Annotated in this window: 14 protein-coding genes; 8 read left to right on the forward strand and 6 right to left on the reverse strand. The window is 71.7% G+C overall.

Annotated features, from left to right (window positions below):
* From N1F89_RS08180 to deoA, 6 genes are read left to right on the forward strand one after another with little or no spacing between them, the layout of a single operon-like run.
* Complete coding sequence (locus tag N1F89_RS08180; RefSeq protein ID WP_290083229.1) at nucleotides 1-1,533, forward strand: ABC transporter ATP-binding protein; 1,533 nt, start codon at nucleotides 1-3, stop codon at nucleotides 1,531-1,533.
* Nucleotides 1,530-2,669 (forward strand): ABC transporter permease, encoded by a 1,140-nt coding sequence (locus N1F89_RS08185; RefSeq protein WP_290083230.1) that lies wholly within the window; start codon nucleotides 1,530-1,532, stop codon nucleotides 2,667-2,669. Before N1F89_RS08180 ends, N1F89_RS08185 begins: the two co-directional genes overlap by 4 nt.
* 1 nt (nucleotide 2,670) lies before the next feature.
* Nucleotides 2,671-3,642 (forward strand): ABC transporter permease, encoded by a 972-nt coding sequence (locus N1F89_RS08190; RefSeq protein ID WP_290083232.1) that lies wholly within the window; start codon nucleotides 2,671-2,673, stop codon nucleotides 3,640-3,642.
* Nucleotides 3,642-4,034 (forward strand): cytidine deaminase, encoded by a 393-nt coding sequence (locus N1F89_RS08195; RefSeq protein WP_290083234.1) that lies wholly within the window; start codon nucleotides 3,642-3,644, stop codon nucleotides 4,032-4,034. The genes N1F89_RS08190 and N1F89_RS08195 overlap by 1 nt, the downstream gene beginning before the upstream one ends.
* Entirely contained in the window at nucleotides 4,031-4,837 is an 807-nt protein-coding gene (locus tag N1F89_RS08200; protein ID WP_290083236.1) for a purine-nucleoside phosphorylase, read from the forward strand. Before N1F89_RS08195 ends, N1F89_RS08200 begins: the two co-directional genes overlap by 4 nt.
* Nucleotides 4,838-4,856: 19 nt before the next feature.
* Complete coding sequence (deoA, locus tag N1F89_RS08205; protein ID WP_290083238.1) at nucleotides 4,857-6,179, forward strand: thymidine phosphorylase; 1,323 nt, start codon at nucleotides 4,857-4,859, stop codon at nucleotides 6,177-6,179.
* Nucleotides 6,180-6,204: 25 nt separating this feature from the next.
* On the opposite strand, the gene N1F89_RS08210 is transcribed toward deoA, so the two are convergent.
* The 3 genes from N1F89_RS08210 to N1F89_RS08220 all read right to left on the reverse strand — a co-directional run bounded on the left by N1F89_RS08210 (nucleotide 6,205) and on the right by N1F89_RS08220 (nucleotide 8,726).
* Nucleotides 6,205-6,762: a TIGR02281 family clan AA aspartic protease gene (locus N1F89_RS08210; protein WP_290083239.1), complete on the reverse strand. Its 558-nt coding sequence runs from the start codon at nucleotides 6,760-6,762 to the stop codon at nucleotides 6,205-6,207.
* Between the two features lie 207 nt (nucleotides 6,763-6,969).
* Nucleotides 6,970-7,599: a uracil phosphoribosyltransferase gene (upp, locus tag N1F89_RS08215; protein ID WP_290083241.1), complete on the reverse strand. Its 630-nt coding sequence runs from the start codon at nucleotides 7,597-7,599 to the stop codon at nucleotides 6,970-6,972.
* A 140-nt stretch (nucleotides 7,600-7,739) separates the two neighbouring features.
* Nucleotides 7,740-8,726, reverse strand: coding sequence for an adenosine deaminase (locus N1F89_RS08220; RefSeq protein ID WP_290083270.1), 987 nt, complete (start codon nucleotides 8,724-8,726; stop codon nucleotides 7,740-7,742).
* Nucleotides 8,727-8,840: 114 nt separating this feature from the next.
* Between N1F89_RS08220 and ubiE the strand changes: the two genes are divergently transcribed.
* Complete coding sequence (gene ubiE / locus N1F89_RS08225; RefSeq protein WP_290083243.1) at nucleotides 8,841-9,617, forward strand: bifunctional demethylmenaquinone methyltransferase/2-methoxy-6-polyprenyl-1,4-benzoquinol methylase UbiE; 777 nt, start codon at nucleotides 8,841-8,843, stop codon at nucleotides 9,615-9,617.
* Between the two features lie 10 nt (nucleotides 9,618-9,627).
* Nucleotides 9,628-11,202, forward strand: a complete 1,575-nt coding sequence (ubiB, locus tag N1F89_RS08230; protein WP_290083245.1) for a 2-polyprenylphenol 6-hydroxylase — start codon at nucleotides 9,628-9,630, stop codon at nucleotides 11,200-11,202.
* 34 nt (nucleotides 11,203-11,236) lie between these two features.
* On the opposite strand, the gene N1F89_RS08235 is transcribed toward ubiB, so the two are convergent.
* From N1F89_RS08235 to N1F89_RS08245, 3 genes are all read right to left on the reverse strand, one after another.
* The gene (locus tag N1F89_RS08235; protein WP_290083247.1) at nucleotides 11,237-11,848 is read right to left on the reverse strand and encodes an alpha-ketoglutarate-dependent dioxygenase AlkB; all 612 of its coding nucleotides are present in this window, start codon (nucleotides 11,846-11,848) and stop codon (nucleotides 11,237-11,239) included.
* 10 nt (nucleotides 11,849-11,858) lie between these two features.
* Nucleotides 11,859-12,293, reverse strand: a complete 435-nt coding sequence (arfB, locus tag N1F89_RS08240) for an alternative ribosome rescue aminoacyl-tRNA hydrolase ArfB (protein ID WP_290083249.1) — start codon at nucleotides 12,291-12,293, stop codon at nucleotides 11,859-11,861.
* Nucleotides 12,294-12,482: 189 nt separating this feature from the next.
* A complete protein-coding gene (locus N1F89_RS08245) occupies nucleotides 12,483-14,093 on the reverse strand; it encodes a phosphoenolpyruvate carboxykinase (protein WP_290083250.1) in 1,611 nt (536 codons plus the stop codon).
* Nucleotides 14,094-14,276 lie beyond the last annotated feature (183 nt).

A 14,276-nucleotide genomic window follows, 5' to 3' on the forward strand; every position in this document is an offset into this window, starting at 1 on the left:
ATGGCTGAAGCGGCGATCGAGCTAGTCGGCATCAACAAGAGCTTCGGCGCCGTCCATGCCAACAAGGACATTGACCTGACGGTGCCGGCCGGCACGATCCACGGCATCATCGGCGAGAACGGCGCCGGCAAGTCGACGCTGATGTCGATCCTCTACGGCTTCTACCAGGCCGACAGCGGCGAGATCCACGTCGGCGGCAGGCGCACGGTCATCAACGCGCCGAGCGACGCCATCGCCTGCGGCATCGGCATGGTGCACCAGCACTTCATGCTGGTGCACAACTTCACGGTCCTGGAAAACGTCATCCTCGGCGCCGAGGGCGAGCCGCTGTTGAAGACCAGCGTCGCCAAGGCACGCTCCGAGCTGGAACGGCTGGAGCGCGACTACGGCCTGGAGGTCGACCCCGACGCCATCATCGAGGAGCTGCCGGTCGGCCTGCAGCAGCGCGTCGAGATCCTCAAGGCGCTGTTTCGCGGCGCCGACATCCTGATCCTCGACGAGCCGACCGGCGTGCTCACCCCGGCCGAGGCCGACCACCTGTTCCGCATCCTGCGGCAGCTCAAGGACGAGGGGAAGACGGTCGTCCTGATCACCCACAAGCTGCGCGAGATCATGGCCGTCACCGACAACGTCTCGGTGATGCGCCAGGGCAGCCTGGTGGCGACGCGCAAGACCGCCGAGACGACCGTCGAGGAGCTCGCCGAGCTGATGGTCGGCCGCCGCGTGCTGCTGCGCGTGGAGAAGGGCGAGGCGAAGCCGGGCGACTTCCTGCTGTCGGTCAGGAACCTGACGGTGAAGGATTCGCGCGGCGTGACCATGGTCGACGACGTCTCCTTCGACGTGCGCGCCGGCGAGATCGTCGGCATCGCCGGCGTGGCCGGCAACGGCCAGTCGGAGCTGCTGGAGACGATCGCCGGCATCCGCAAGGCCGAATCGGGCGAAGTCACGCTCGACGGCCGGCCGGTCGACCTGACCGGCGGCGCCGACCCCGGCGACCTGCGCCGGCGCGGCCTGGCGCACGTGCCGGAGGACCGCCACACCATGGGCCTGGTGCTGCCCTTCGAGGAGAACGAGAACTCGATCCTCGGCTATCACGGCGACCCGGCCTATCTGAAGGGGCCGTTCCTCGACGTCGACGCCATCCGCTCCGACGCGCGCGACAAGATCGAGAAATACGACATCCGCCCGGCCGACTGCCGGCTGCGGACGGCCAACTTCTCCGGCGGCAACCAGCAGAAGATCGTGCTGGCGCGCGAGATGGAGCGCGACCCCAAGGTGCTGATCGTCGGCCAGCCGACGCGCGGCGTCGACGTCGGCGCCATCGAGTTCATCCACAAGCGGCTGATCGACATGCGCGACCAGGGCAAGGCGGTGCTGCTGGTCTCAGTCGAGCTCGACGAGATCCGCGCGCTGGCCGACCGCATCCTGGTGATGTTCGACGGCCGCGTCGTCGGCGAGCCGCCGCGCGAGGCCAGCGAGGGCGAGATCGGCCTGCTGATGGCCGGCGTCGAGACCAGGGAAGCGGCCGAATGAGCGGGCCCTATGCCAGGCTGCCCGGCTGGGCCGATTACGGGCTGATCCCGATCATCAACCTGCTGGTCGCCTTCGCGGTGGCCGGGCTCGTCGTGCTGCTGGTCGGCGAGAACCCGCTGCGCGCCGCCGTCATCCTGGTCGAGGGCGCCTTCGTCGGCGGCCAGAACATCGCCTACACGCTCTACTACGCGACGAGCTTCATCTTCACCGGGCTGGCCGTGGCGGTCGCCTTCCACTGCCGGCTGTTCAACATCGGCGGCGAGGGCCAGGCCTATGTCGGCGGGCTCGGCGTGGCGCTGGTCTGCCTGTCGTTCGACGCGCTCTTTCCCTGGTGGATCAACTTTCCGCTGGCCATCCTCGGCGCGGCCGCCTTCGGCGCGCTGTGGGCGCTGATCCCGGCCTATCTGCAGGCCAGGCGCGGCTCGCACGTCGTCATCACCACGATCATGTTCAACTTCATCGCCGCCAGCCTGATGGTCTATCTGCTGGTCGACGTGCTCAAGCCGCCGGGCTCGATGGCGCCGCAGACGCGCACCTTCCTGGAGGGCGGCCAGCTTCCCAAGCTCAACTGGCTGATCGAGGCCTTCGGCCTGTCGGTCCGCTCCGCCCCGTTCAACATCTCCTTCCTGCTGGCGCTGCTCGCCGCCTTCGGCGTGTGGGTGCTGATCTGGCGCACCAGGCTCGGCTACGAAATCCGCACCCAGGGCCACAGCGCGCGCGCGGCGCGCTACGCCGGCATCGGCCAGGCGCGCATCATCATCGTGGCGATGACCGTGTCCGGCGCGCTCGCCGGCATGATGGCGCTCAACCCGGTGATGGGCGACCAGCACCGGCTGCAGCTCGACTTCGTCACCGGCGCCGGCTTCGTCGGCATCGCGGTGGCGCTGATGGGCCGCTCGCATCCGGCCGGCATCGTGCCGGCGGCGGTGCTGTTCGGCATGCTCTACCAGGGCGGCGCCGAGCTCGCCTTCGAGATGCCCAACATCTCGCGCGACATGATCGTCATCATCCAGGGGCTGGTCATCCTGTTCGCCGGGGCGCTGGAGAACATGTTCCGGCCCTACCTGCAGACCGTCTTCGCCAGCCTGCGGCCGCGTTCTGCGGGGCTCGCCGAAGACCGGGCGGGGGGCGCCTGAGATGGACGCCTTCAACACCGTCATCCTGGTGCTCGATTCCACCATCCGGCTGTCGGTGCCGCTGCTCTTCGCGGCGCTCGCCGGGCTCTATTCGGAGCGCTCGGGCGTCTTCGACATCGGCCTCGAGGGCAAGATGCTGGCCGGCGCCTTCGCCGCCGCCTCGGCCGCCGCGGTCACCGGCTCGGCCTGGCTCGGCCTCGGCGTGGCGATGATCGTGTCGATCTTCTTCGCCCTGGTGCACGGCTTCGCCTCCATCACCCATCGCGGCAACCAGATCGTCTCGGGCGTGGCGATCAACTTCATCGCCGCCGGCGCCACGGTGATCCTCGGCCAGGCCTGGTTCCGGCAGGGCGGGCGCACGCCGTCGCTGGGCGCCGACGCGCGCTTCGGCGCCATCGAGCTGCCCTTCGCCGAGGCGCTGCGCGGCTTGCCGGTGCTCGGGCCGATCTACGCCGAGCTGATCTCCGGCCACTCGCTGCTCGTCTACATCGCCTTCTTCATGGTGCCGTTCACCTGGTGGGTCCTGTTCCGCACCCGCTTCGGGCTCAGGCTGCGCGCGGTCGGCGAGAACCCCGCCGCGGTCGACACCGCCGGCATCTCGGTCGCCTGGCTGCGCTACCGGGCGGTGATCTGCACCGGCGTTTTGACCGGCTTCGCCGGCGCCTATCTGGCGATCGCCCAGAACGCCGGCTTCGTGAAGGACATGACCGCCGGGCGCGGCTTCATCGCGCTCGCCGCGCTGATCTTCGCCAAGTGGCGGCCGCTGCCGGTGATGGTCGCCTGCCTGTTGTTCGGCTTCCTCGACGCCTTCGCCATCCGCCTCGGCGGCACGCCGCTGCCGATCGTCGGCCGCGTTCCGGTGCAGCTCATGCAGGCGCTGCCCTACATCCTCACCGTCGTGCTTCTGGCCGGCTTCATCGGCCGCGCCATCCCGCCGCGGGCCGGCGGCGAACCCTATGTGAAGGAGCGCTGATGGCGCAGGACCTGTTCGAGGCGGCGCGCGCCGCCATGGCGCGGGCGCACGCCCCCTACTCGCACTTTCCCGTCGGCGCGGCGCTGCGCGACGGCGCCGGCGGCATCCATGCCGGCTGCAACGTGGAGAACGCCTCCTACCCCGAGGGCTGGTGCGCGGAGACGACCGCGCTCGGCCGCTTCGTGATGGCCGGCGGCGGCCAGATCACCGAGATCGCCGTGGTGGCCCAGAAGATGGCGCGCATCATGCCGTGCGGCGGCTGCCGCCAGCGGCTCGCCGAGTTCGCCGCGCCGGATGCCAGGCTGCATCTGTGCGACGCCACGGGCGTGGTGGAGACGGTCGCCTTCGCCGACATCTTCCCGCGCGGCTTCGGGCTGGAGCGCCCGGCGTGAAGGCGGCGGTCGACCGGCTGGTCGAGCGGCTCGACGGGCTGGCGCCGGCCACCGGCCTGGTGCTCGGCTCCGGCCTCGGCGCGCTGGTCGAGGCGGTGGAGGACGCCGTGCGCGTGCCCTATGGCGAGCTGCCCGGCTTTCCCGGCAGCGGCGTCAGCGGCCATGCCGGCGAAGTGGTCGCCGGCCGCCTGTCCGGCACGCCGGTCATCATGCTGTCGGGCCGCGCGCACTACTACGAGAGCGGCGATCCGGCGGCGATGCGCCCGGCCCTCGAGGTGCTGGCCGGCATCGGCGTGACGAGCCTGGTGCTGACCAACGCGGCCGGCTCGCTCGACCCCGCGATGCCGCCCGGCTCGGTGATGCAGATCACCGACCACATCAACCTCTCCGGCACCAACCCGCTGATCGGCGAGCCGAGCGAGGCCCGCTTCACCGGCATGACGGGCGCCTACGACGCCGCGCTGGCCGCGGCCTTCCGCACGGCGGCGCGCACCGCCGACGTGACGCTGCACCAGGGCGTCTACATGTGGTTTTCCGGCCCCAGCTTCGAGACGCCGGCCGAGATCCGCATGGCGCGCACGCTGGGCGCCGACGCGGTCGGCATGTCGACGGTGCCCGAGGTCATCCTGGCGCGCTTCCTCGGCCTGCGCGTCGCCGGCTTCTCGGTCATCACAAACCTCGCCGCCGGCATGACCGGAGCGGAGCTGTCGCACGCCGAGACCAAGGAGATGGCACCGCTCGGCGGCGCCAGGCTGGCCGCCGTGCTGTCGGCCGCCTTCGCCGCCGGCCTGCCCGAGGCATGAGCATGCGACGGACGGAACGATGACGCTGCCGCAGGAGATCATCCGCAGGAAACGCGACGGCGCCGCGCTGTCGTCCGACGAGATCGCCGACGTCGTCGACGGGCTGACGACGGGCGCGATGACGGAAGGCCAGATCGCCGCATTCGCCATGGCGGTCTTCCTCAACGGCATGACGCGCGACGAGGCGGTCGCGCTGACGCTGGCGATGCGCGATTCGGGCACGGTGCTCGACTGGTCGGACCTGCCGGGACCGGTGACCGACAAGCACTCGACCGGCGGCGTCGGCGACAACGTCTCCCTGATGCTGGCGCCGATCGTGGCGGCGTGCGGCGCCTTCGTGCCGATGATCTCCGGCCGCGGCCTCGGCCACACCGGCGGCACGCTCGACAAGATGGACTCGATCCCCGGCTACACCAGCCAGCCCGACACGGCGCTGTTCCGCCGCACGGTGCGCGAGGCGGGCTGCGCGATCATCGGCCAGACGGCCGACCTGGCGCCGGCCGACAAGCGCTTCTACGCCATCCGCGACATCACCGGCACGGTCGAGTCGATCCCGCTGATCACCGCCTCGATCCTGTCGAAGAAGCTCGCCGCCGGGCTCGGCTCGCTGGTGCTCGACGTCAAGGCCGGCAACGGCGCCTTCATGGCCAGGAAGCGCGACGCACGCAAGCTGGCGACCAGCCTGGTGGCGGTCGCCGAGGGGGCGGGGCTGTCGACCACCGCGCTGGTCACCGGCATGAACCAGCCGCTGGCGCCGGCCGCCGGCAACGCGCTCGAGGTGGCGGTGGCGGCCGATTTCCTGACCGGCCGGGCGCGGCCGCGCCGGCTCACCGACGTGACCGTCGCGCTGGCGAGCGAGATGCTCTACGCCTCGGGCGTCGCCGGCAACACGCGGGAAGCGACCGAGCGCGCGCTCGACGCGCTGGAAACCGGCCGCGCCGCGGAGGTCTTCGAGCGCATGGTGCATGCGCTCGGCGGGCCGGCCGACTTCCTCGCCGGCCATGCCGACCACCTGCCGAAGGCGCGCGCGACGCTGGCCGTGACGGCCGAGGCGGAAGGCTACGTGCAGGCGATCGAGACGCGGCGCATCGGCATCGCCGTCGTCGAGCTGGGCGGCGGCCGGCGGCGGCCGGAGGACACGATCGACCATGCGGTGGGCCTCGCCGAGCTCGCGCCGCTCGGCACCAAGGTGGCGCGCGGCGACCCGCTGGCCATCGTGCATGCGCAAACGCCGGCGGCGGCCGAAGCGGCGGCAGCGACGGTGCGCGCCGCCTACACCCTCGGCGAGGCGCGGCCGAAGCCCGACAAGGCGGTGATCCGGCGGGTCACGGCCGACGGCTGATGCGGCGGGCGCAGGCGCCCGACCGCTACTGTTCCAGCAAGAGCGCGCCGTCGGCGATCTGGAAGCGGCGCAGCCGGGCCAGGAAGCTCATGCCGACGAGCGTCTCCTCGAGCGCGGCGTCCTCGAGCACGACGGCCTCGACGTTTTCCAGGCGGATGCGGCCGAGCTGGATGCTGTCGAGCGTCGCCGCGGCGGCGCGCGCGGTGCCGTTGGCGGTGTTGACCGCGTGGCGGAAGTCCGACGGCGACAGCCTGATGCCGAGATCGCGCGCGGTCGAGGCGTTGAGCGCGACGAGCGTCGCGCCGGTGTCGACCAGGGCGCGGGTGCGCCGGCCGTTGATGCGGAACTCGCCGTAGAAATGGCCGAGCCGGTCCATCGTCAGGCGCACCTTGCGGCCGGCCAGCACCTCGGTCTGCGATTCGGCGCGCAGGGCATAGACCGTCGGGCGCTCCGGCTCGGGCGCGGCGCGCCGTTCGAAGGCCTGCCGGACCACCGCCTGGAAGGCCTCCGGATTCTGCTGATAGAGGATCGGCACCGAGGCGAGGCTGCCGACGAGGGCGCTCAGGGCGACGAGCTTGCGCATGGGGGCTCCCGCTTGACCATCGCGCGGCAGCCTAGCGGCGGCGCGTCACCAGCCGTTTAACGACGGGCGGCCGGCCGCGCGGGTGGTTAAGCCGCGGTAAACGCCGCGAGAGCCGATCCGCTGTTCACGGACTCGCAGCTCGGCTCCGAGTCGTTGCCTTGACGCGCTTTCCGAACGGCGAACCGGGTTCCACCTCGCCTGGAAACGCTACTTGGTGCCGTACATGCGGTCGCCGGCGTCGCCCAGCCCCGGCACGATGTAGCCAAGCTCGTTGAGCCGCTCGTCGATCGCGGCGGTGAACACCGGCACGTCGGGATGGGCGGCGGTGAAGCGCTCGATGCCTTCGGGCGCGGCGAGCAGGCACAGAAAGCGCAGGTTGGTGGCGCCGCGGCCCTTCAGCTTCTCGACCGCGGCGATCGCCGAGTTGGCCGTCGCCAGCATCGGGTCGACGACGATCACCAGCCGGTCGGCGAGGTCGCTCGGCGCCTTGAAGAAATACTCCACCGCCTGCAGCGTCTCGTGGTCGCGGTAGAGCCCGACATGGGCGACGCGGGCGGCCGGCACCAGGTCGAGCATGCCGTCGAGCAGGCCGTTGCCGGCGCGCAGCACCGAGGCGAAGACCAGCTTCTTGCCCTCCAGCGTCGGCGCCACCATCTCGGCCATCGGCGTCTCGATGGTGCGGGTGGTGAGCTCGAGGTCGCGGGTCACCTCGTAGCACAGGAGCAGCGAGATCTCGCGCAGCAGACGGCGGAAGCTGGCCGTCGACGTGCCCTTGTCGCGCATGATGGTGAGCTTGTGCTGCACCAGCGGGTGATCGACGACGGTGACGCCCTGCATGGTCCCTCCTCCTTCGTGTCGTGCCGGCGATCCTAGAGCATGTCGCGCCGCAGGGGAATCGCCTGACATCGCATAGATGCGGCAAATCAATGGGATAGACCCTCGCGTCGGAGGCGGCCCGGCGGCCGCATCGTGGCGCGTCAGCCGGCGGCGGCCGCCGGTGCCGTCGCGAGACGCGCGAGAAGGCGCCGGCGGGTCGCCTCGTCGACGAAGGCGGCCTCCAGCGCCGTGCGCGTCAGGGCGATCAGATCGGCCGGGCCGAGCCCGAAATGACGCTCGGCGAGCGCATATTCGCGCGCCAGGCTGGTCCAGAAATAGGGCGGATCGTCGGCGTTGAGCGTCACCCGGCAGCCGGCCTCGCGCAGCGCGGGGAAGGGATGGGCGGCGAAATCGGGATAGATCGACAGCGCCACGTTGGAGCCCGGGCAGCATTCCAGGACCGCGCCCTCGGCGGCGATGCGGCGCACCAGGTCGGGGTTCTCGATGGCGCGCACGCCATGGCCGATGCGCGCCGGGGCGACGTGGTCGAGCGCGTCGGCGACGCTCTGCCAGCCGGCAAGCTCGCCGGCATGCACGGTGATGCCGAGGCCGGCCTCGCGGGCGATGGCGAAGGCGCGGGCGAAATCGGCCATGCGCCCGGCGCGCTCGTCGCCGGCCATGCCGAAGCCGGTGACCAGCGGGTGGCCGCAGCCGGCCGCCAGCCGCGCGGCGGCCTCGACGGCGGCAGCGCCGAGGTGGCGCACGCCGATGACGATCATGCGCGCCTCGATGCCGGCCACCGCGCGGGCGCGCGCGATGCCGGCGGCCAGCCCGGCGAGATAGGCCTGCGGCGTCAGCCCGGCCTCGCGCGCATGATCGGGCGAGACGAAGATCTCGGCGTAGAGCGCGCCGTCGCGGGCGAGCCCGGTCAGATAGGTCTCGGCCAGCGCCGCATAGTCCTCCTCGCTGCGGAACAGCGCCGAGGCGGCGTCGTAGGCGGCCAGGAAGCTGGTGAAGTCATGCCAGACATAGCGCCCGTCGCGGATGAAGGCGCTCGTGTCGGCGCCGTATTTCGCCGCCTGCCGCTCGACCAGCGCCGGCTGGGCGGCGCCCTCGATGTGGCAGTGCAGCTCGGCCATCGGCACCATGTCGTCCACCCGCTCCTTGCGCGCCGCGAGCGCGGCGCTACATCGCGGGCATGACAATAGCGCCGGCCGGAACCATGGGCTATGGTCCGGCCGATTTTTCGGACGGACGGGCACATGGCGACACGGCGCACCACCGCCACCGGCGGGATGGAGACGGCTTACGGCTACCGCGAGGTGGGCGCGGGCGAGAAGCAGGGGCTGGTCAACGACGTCTTCCACCGCGTGGCCGAGCGCTACGACGTGATGAACGACCTGATGTCGGGCGGCCTGCACCGGCTGTGGAAGGAGGCCATGGTGACCTGGCTCGCGCCGCCGAAGCGGGCCGGCTGGCGCGCCCTCGACGTGGCCGGCGGCACCGGCGACATCGCCTTTCGCATCCTCGACGCGTCGGGCGGCCGGGCCGAGATCACCGTGCTCGACATCAACGGCTCGATGCTGGCGGTCGGCCGCGAGCGGGCCGAGCGCAGCGGCCGTGCCGCGCAGCTCTCCTTCATCGAGGCGAACGCCGAGGACCTGCCCTTCTCCGACGGCACCTTCGACGCCTACACGATCGCCTTCGGCATCCGCAACGTGCCGCAGATCGACCGCGCGCTGGCCGAGGCCTTCCGGGTGCTGCGGCCGGGCGGCCGCTTCCTGTGCCTGGAGTTCTCCGAGGTCGATTCACGGCTGCTCGACAAGGCCTACGAGGCGTGGTCGTTCCAGGCGATCCCGCGCATCGGCGCGGCGGTCACCGGCAGCGGCGAGCCCTACCGCTACCTCGTCGAATCGATCCGCAAGTTCCCCAACCAGGTGAACTTCGCCGCCATGCTGCGGCGCGCCGGCTTCGAGCGGGTCGCCTGGCGCAACCTTTCCGGCGGCATCGCGGCACTGCATTCCGGCTGGAAGCTTTGACCCGCCCGGCATGAGCACGCCCGGCGCATATCTCCGCCTGGCGCGGGCCGGCTGGATCCTCGTGCGCGAGGGTGTGGTCGCCGCGCTGCCGGGCGAGCAGCTCACCGGCCTGCCGCGGTTCGGCTGGCGCGTGGCGCGCGCGCTGTCGCGCCGGCGTGTCGCCGGCCAGGACCGCTCCGAGCGCATGGCCAAGGCGATCGACCGGCTCGGCCCGTCCTACGTCAAGCTCGGCCAGTTCCTCGCCACGCGGCCGGACGTGGTGGGCCGCGACGTGGCGCTCGACCTGGCCAGCCTGCAGGACCGCATGTCGACCTTTCCCTCCGCGGCGGCGCGCGCGCAGATCGCCGAATCGCTCGGCGCGCCGGTCGAGACGCTGTTCGAGGGGTTCGACGAGCCGGTCGCCGCCGCCTCCATCGCGCAGGTGCATCCGGCGATCGTGACGCGCGACGGGGCGCCCGCGCGCGTCGCCGTCAAGGTGATCCGGCCGGGCGTGCGGCGGCGCTTCCACAACGACCTGGAAAGCTACTTCCTCGCCGCCCGGCTGCAGGAGCGCTACATGCCCGGCGCCCGCCGGCTGCGCCCGGTCGAGGTGACCGAGACGCTGGCCCAGACGACGAAGATCGAGATGGACCTGCGGCTCGAGGCGGCGGCGATCTCCGAGCTCGGCGAGAACACGCGCGACGATCCCGGCTTCCGCGTGCCGTGGGTCGACTGGCAGCGCACCGGACGCGACGTGCTGACGCTCGAATGGATCGACGGCATCAAGATGTCGAACCTGGAGGCGCTGCAGGCGGCTGGCCACGACCTCGAGCGGCTCGCCGCGACGCTGATCCAGTCCTTCCTGCGCCACACGCTGCGCGACGGCTTCTTCCACGCCGACATGCACCCGGGCAACCTGTTCGTCGAGGGCGACGGCACCATTGTGGCGGTCGATCTGGGCATCATGGGACGCATCGGCAAGAAGGAGCGCCGCTTCCTCGCCGAGATCCTGTACGGCTTCATCAACCGCGACTTCCGGCGCGTGGCGGAGGTGCATTTCGAGGCCGGCTACGTGCCGGCGCACCACGACGTCGCCGCCTTCGCCCAGGCGCTGCGCGCCATCGGCGAGCCGATCCACGGCCAGTCGGCCGAGACGATCTCGATGGCGCGGCTCTTGACGCTGCTGTTCGAGGTCACCGAGCTGTTCGACATGCAGACGCGGCCGGAGCTGCTTCTGCTGCAAAAGACGATGGTCGTGGTGGAGGGCGTGTCGCGCGCGCTCGACCCGCATTTCAACATGTGGAAGGCGGCCGAGCCGGTGGTGTCGGACTGGATCGCCGCCAATCTGGGGCCGCGCGGCGCGCTGGCCGACCTGCGCGAGGGCGGCGCGGCGCTGGTCTCGCTCGCCCGCCAGGCGCCCGAGCTCGCCGCCCGCAGCGAGAAGCTGGCCCGCGAGATCGACCACATGGCCGAGCACGGGCTCAGGCTCGATGGCGAGACGGCCGACGCCGTCGGCTGGGCGGCGGCGCGGCACGGCCGGCTCGGCCGGCTGGCGCTGTGGGTGATCGCCGCCGCGCTGTTGTGGATCGCCTGGCAGGTGAGCTGAGCCGGCGGGCGCGGCGCGCCTCGCCGCGACACGCTCAGGCGGTGACGCGGCGCAGCGTCAGGTTGATGCGGCCGCCGTTCTTCAGCAGCGTCGAGGTGGCCGGATAGATGCGGTCGACGCCGTGATAGCAAAGCCGCCCCTCGCCGCCGAGCACGACCACGTCGCCGCTGTTCAGGCGCAAGGAGACGGTGCGGCCGCCGCGGCGCGGCTCGCCGACGCGGAACAGGCAGGTGTCGCCGAGCGACAGCGAGACGACCGGCGCCGACAGGTCCTGCTCGTCGCGGTCCTGGTGCAGGCCCATGCGGGCGCTGTCGGCATAGAAGTTGACGAGACAGGCCTGCGGCGGCCGCGCATCGCCCGCCACCGCCTCCCACAGCGCGACCAGCGGCGCGGGGATCGGCGGCCAGGGCCGGCCGGTCTGCGGGTGCTCGGCTTGGTAGCGGTAGCCGCGCGCCTGGTCGGTGACCCAGCCGAGCGGGCCGCAATTGGTCATCCGCACGCTCATCGGCTTGCCGGTGCGCGGCATGCGCGGCACGAAGAGCGGTGCTGTGGCGACGACGGCGCGGATCTCGTCGACCAGCGCCTCCTGCGCGGCCCGGTCGAGATAGCCGGGCATGTGGCGCACGCCGCGCGGCAGAACCAGCATCGCCCGGCCCCTAGTCCGCCGCGACCTTGCCGCGCATCTTCTTGACCCGGGCGCGGCCGGCCTTGGCCTTGAGGCGGCGCTCGACCGCGCCCTTGGAAGGGCGCGTCTTCTTGCGCGGCTTGGGCGGCGGGGCGGCCGCCTCGGCCAGGAGCCCGGCCAGGCGGCGGCGCGCGTCGGCCCGGTTCAGCTCCTGGCTGCGGTGACGCGCCGCCTCGATGACGATCGCGCCCTCCTTGGTCGCCTTCTGCCCGGCCAGCCGCAGCGCCCGCTCGCGCACCCGCTCGGTGAGCGGCGCGGCATGCGTGTCGAAGCGAAGCTGCACCGCGGTCGCCACCTTGTTGACGTTCTGGCCGCCCGGCCCGGAGGCACGGATGAACTGCTCCTCGAGGGCGTCCTCGGGGATCGTCAGCGTGGCGGTGATGCGCAGGCCCTCGCCGCGGCTCATCGGGCTCCTCGTCGTTCGACATGGCGCCGCGGCAACGCGGCGACGGCCCGCCGCGCCGCCGGCGCAAACGCGAATCTGGAGCATGACGCGGGCTTTGTCATCCCCGCCGGCGCGCCGTGCGGGCGCGGTGGCGACGGCGCGGGCCGGATCGCCGGCCGCGCGGAGAGGCGCGCGAGAGCGGCGGGCGCGCTACTCGGCCGCCTCGCCGACGCGCGGCGCGGCGGCGCGCACGGCGGCGTCCACGTTGGTCTCGAACTTGGCGAAGTTGTCGATGAACATGCCGACCAGCCGGCGCGCCTGGCGGTCGTAGGCGGCGGTGTCGTCCCAGGTCGAGCGCGGATCGAGCAGGGCGGCGTCGATGCCCGGCACGGCGACCGGCACGGCGAAGCCGAAATTGGCGTCGGTGCGAAACTCGGCGTCGAGCAGCGAGCCGTTGAGCGCGGCGGTGAGCAGCGTGCGGGTGGCGCCGATCGGCATGCGCCGGCCGGTGCCGTAGGCGCCGCCGGTCCAGCCGGTGTTGACCAGCCAGCAGGCGACGCCGTGCTCGGCGATCAGCGTGCGCAGGAGATTGCCGTATTCCGACGGATGGCGCGGCATGAAGGGCGCGCCGAAGCAGGTCGAGAAGGTCGCCTCGGGCTCGGTGACGCCCTTCTCGGTGCCGGCCACCTTGGCCGTGTAGCCGGACAGGAAGTGATACATCGCCTGCGCCGGGGTGAGCCGGGCGATCGGCGGCATGACGCCGAAGGCGTCGGCGGTCAGCATGATGATGTTGGTCGGGTGGCCGGCGCGGCCCGTCTCGCTGGCGTTGGGGATGAAGGCGAGCGGGTAGGCGCAGCGCGTGTTCTCGGTCAGCGAGCCGTCGTCGAAATCGGGCACGCGGTGCTCGTCGAGCACCACGTTCTCGAGCACCGTGCCGAAGCGCCGCGTGGTGGCGAAGATCTGCGGCTCGGCCTCCTGCGACAGGCGGATCGTCTTGGCGTAGCAGCCGCCCTCGAAGTTGAACAGGCCGTCGGGGCCCCAGCCGTGCTCGTCGTCGCCGATCAGCGTGCGCGCCGGGTCGGCCGACAGCGTGGTCTTGCCGGTGCCCGACAGGCCGAAGAACACCGCCGCGCCGCCGTCGGGGCCGGCATTGGCCGAGCAGTGCATCGGCATCACGCCCTTCGGCGGCAGGATGTGGTTGAGCGCGGTGAACACCGACTTCTTCATCTCGCCGGCATAGGAGGTGCCGCCGATCAGCACGATGAGGCGCGACAGGTCGACCGCGATCACCGTGCCGCTGCGGCAGCCGTGCCGCTCGGGATCGGCGCGGAAGGACGGCAGGTCGATCACCGTCATGCGCGGCACGAAGGAGCGCAGGCCGGCGCCGTCGGGGCGGATCAGCAGGTTGCGGATGAACAGCGAGTGCCAGGCATATTCCGTGACGACGCGGGTCGGCAGGGCGTGCCCGGCGTCGGCGCCGCCGACCAGGTCCTGCACGAACAGGTCGCGGTCGGCGGCGTGCGCCAGAAAATCCTCGAACAGCCGGTCGAACGCCGCGCGCGGCATGGCGCGGTTGTTGTCCCACCACACCTGGTCCTCGGTGTCGACGTCGCGCACGACGAACTTGTCGCGGGCCGAGCGGCCGGTGTGCTCGCCGGTGCGCGCCACCAGCGCGCCGTGCGCGGAAAGCTGCGCCTCGCCGCGCCGGATCGCCTCCTCGTAGAGCGCGCTTTCGCCGAAATTGTAGTGGACCGTGCCGCTGGTCCGCAGTCCGATCGTCTCGATGCCGCACTGCGGATTGCGTTTGCCGGTCTCTGTCATCGGTCCACCACCAAGCTTTGTGCCAACAGCCGGTCGGCCGACCGGAGCCTGCCCTTACACAGGGGCAAGCCGCCTCACAATCAGAAAAGCGAAACGATTTCAAATCATTAATCGATTTAAACTTTGGCCACGGCGATAAATCCTTTATATCCGGTGAAAACGGTCCGCCGGCGCCGGCCGGCG

The sequence above is a fragment of the Aquibium sp. A9E412 genome, from assembly GCF_030398335.1.
Classification (GTDB): Bacteria; Pseudomonadota; Alphaproteobacteria; order Rhizobiales; family Rhizobiaceae; genus A9E412.